This is a genomic window from Microcoleus sp. F4-D5 (genome assembly GCF_036704885.1).
GTDB lineage: Bacteria > Cyanobacteriota > Cyanobacteriia > Cyanobacteriales > Microcoleaceae > Microcoleus.
Window position 1 is genome coordinate 1 of record NZ_JAUBSX010000190.1, and the last position, 1,620, is coordinate 1,620.

Annotated in this window: 1 protein-coding gene and 1 pseudogene; one reads left to right on the top strand and one right to left on the bottom strand. The window is 42.1% G+C overall.

The features are described 5' to 3' along the window. Window positions 1-13: 13 nt before the first annotated feature. Window positions 14-907: a transposase gene (locus QUA80_RS33500; protein WP_333429203.1), complete on the bottom strand. Its 894-nt coding sequence runs from the start codon at window positions 905-907 to the stop codon at window positions 14-16. Window positions 908-961: 54 nt separating this feature from the next. On the opposite strand from QUA80_RS33500, the pseudogene QUA80_RS33505 reads away from it, so the two are divergent. Then, window positions 962-1,541: pseudogene (locus tag QUA80_RS33505) on the top strand (IS1634 family transposase); the annotation flags it as partial. Between the last annotated feature and the right edge of the window lie 79 nt (window positions 1,542-1,620).

Genomic DNA, 1,620 nt, shown 5'->3' on the forward strand with positions numbered 1-1,620 from the left:
AGGGGTTCTTAAATTAGGCAATGTCCAATGCAATCGTTGCGAAAGCAAACCTATACCAATGATCGACTCCAAAGCGTCGTAAATATTTGAACCAAACAGTTTCTAAAGGGAGAGTTCGTTCTCCCACCCAAGCCAACCATAAGGGTGGAAATGGCTGACCGTTTGACATGGGATTCATTCTTTCGACGAGGATTAAATTGACTCTTTGTTCAGGGGCACGATAAAAATGTAAGTCAAGCCATTGACTGACTCGGACTTGTCCCAACTCTGGAGCTTCGTCAATTTCAATCGCAGTATCAGCTTCGAGCCATGTGCTTGGGTCATTGAGTCTCATTTTTGGCCCATGTTTGGGTGGTCTACCGCGACCACTATAGGCTGGTGGTGCTGACCACAAGCAGGCATTCTTTCGGACTCTCATTAAGCAATCAGCTTGAATATCTGCTTGCCCTAATACCCAGGTTGCATTGCCATATTCTCGATCCAAAACTGCTAAAACTGGGTTGACGCTCTGTTCACAGACAAGTTTAAGTTGGGAAGCTGCTTGAAGTATCGGTGAAGACCCACTACTGATTCTTTGATGGAGTAGGGGTAATGCCCAACTTCCTTGTGCTTCAGGTATCCACGCAATGGTACTGTACCCCTGTCCAATAATTACGCCCCTCTGATATTCATGGGTTCTGTCTTTTAATGTATTGGCATCTCGTCGAGCCCATGCAGTGTGGTCGATTGCTACTAATATGTGTTCGGTTGGGGGTGCTTCTTTCTGTAATTGCTCCAGATACAACTCCATCAGTTTTTTTCGGTCTGGTCTACAGTCTTGTAACCCACATTCCGCAGATATTCGATCGGATTTAATTTCAAAGAGATTCAGAATTGTCAAAACCTCAAATGATTGCTCTGCAATCATTTGAGGTTTTTTTCAGGTATAATGATTGGTGCAATTAGAGCAACTCTAAAAACCATGAAAAAGCCATCTGAAGCTATAAATATCGTAAATTTAGACCCTGCAGGGAATAGTAGCAGGGATAATAGATGAAATGGAATTGGTAGAAGAAGTCAACAAAAAAGTGGGAATAAGAATTAAAGAAACCCTAAGCCCAGGACAAGTAATGAAAGCAATGATTTTGAACGGACTGGGGTTTTTGAGCGCCCCAATCTACCTATTCGACAATTTTTTTGTCGGAAAAGCAACAGAACATCTAATTGGAAAAGGAGTGACCCCTGAACAATTAAATGATGACAGAATTGGGAGAGCCTTAGACAAATATCATCAAGCTGGAACGACAAAGTTATTCACAGGAATTGCCATGAAAGCGGCTCTAAAATTTCAAGTGTCAATGAAAAGCGTTCACCTAGATAGCAGTTCAATATCAGTAGAAGGAGCATACAAAAACTGTCAGGGAAAGAGCCAGGAAATTGAGACTGAATCTGAAGATACAGAATCGGAAATGAAAACCATAAAAATCGTTCATGGCTATTCAAGAGATCGAAGACCAGACCTCAAACAATTTATCATTGATACGATCGTAAGTGGAGATGGAGGCGGGAGCATCCCGGTTTTGCAAAAACCTCAAATGGCCAAGAGGTCGTTGAGGTAAGCACAACGAAGTTTTAGCATTT

What these genes read in the sequence shown, in the direction of transcription:
- QUA80_RS33500 (WP_333429203.1), bottom strand. Translation starts at nt 907, where the DNA reads ATGATTGCAGAGCAATCATTTGAGGTTTTGACAATTCTGAATCTCTTT.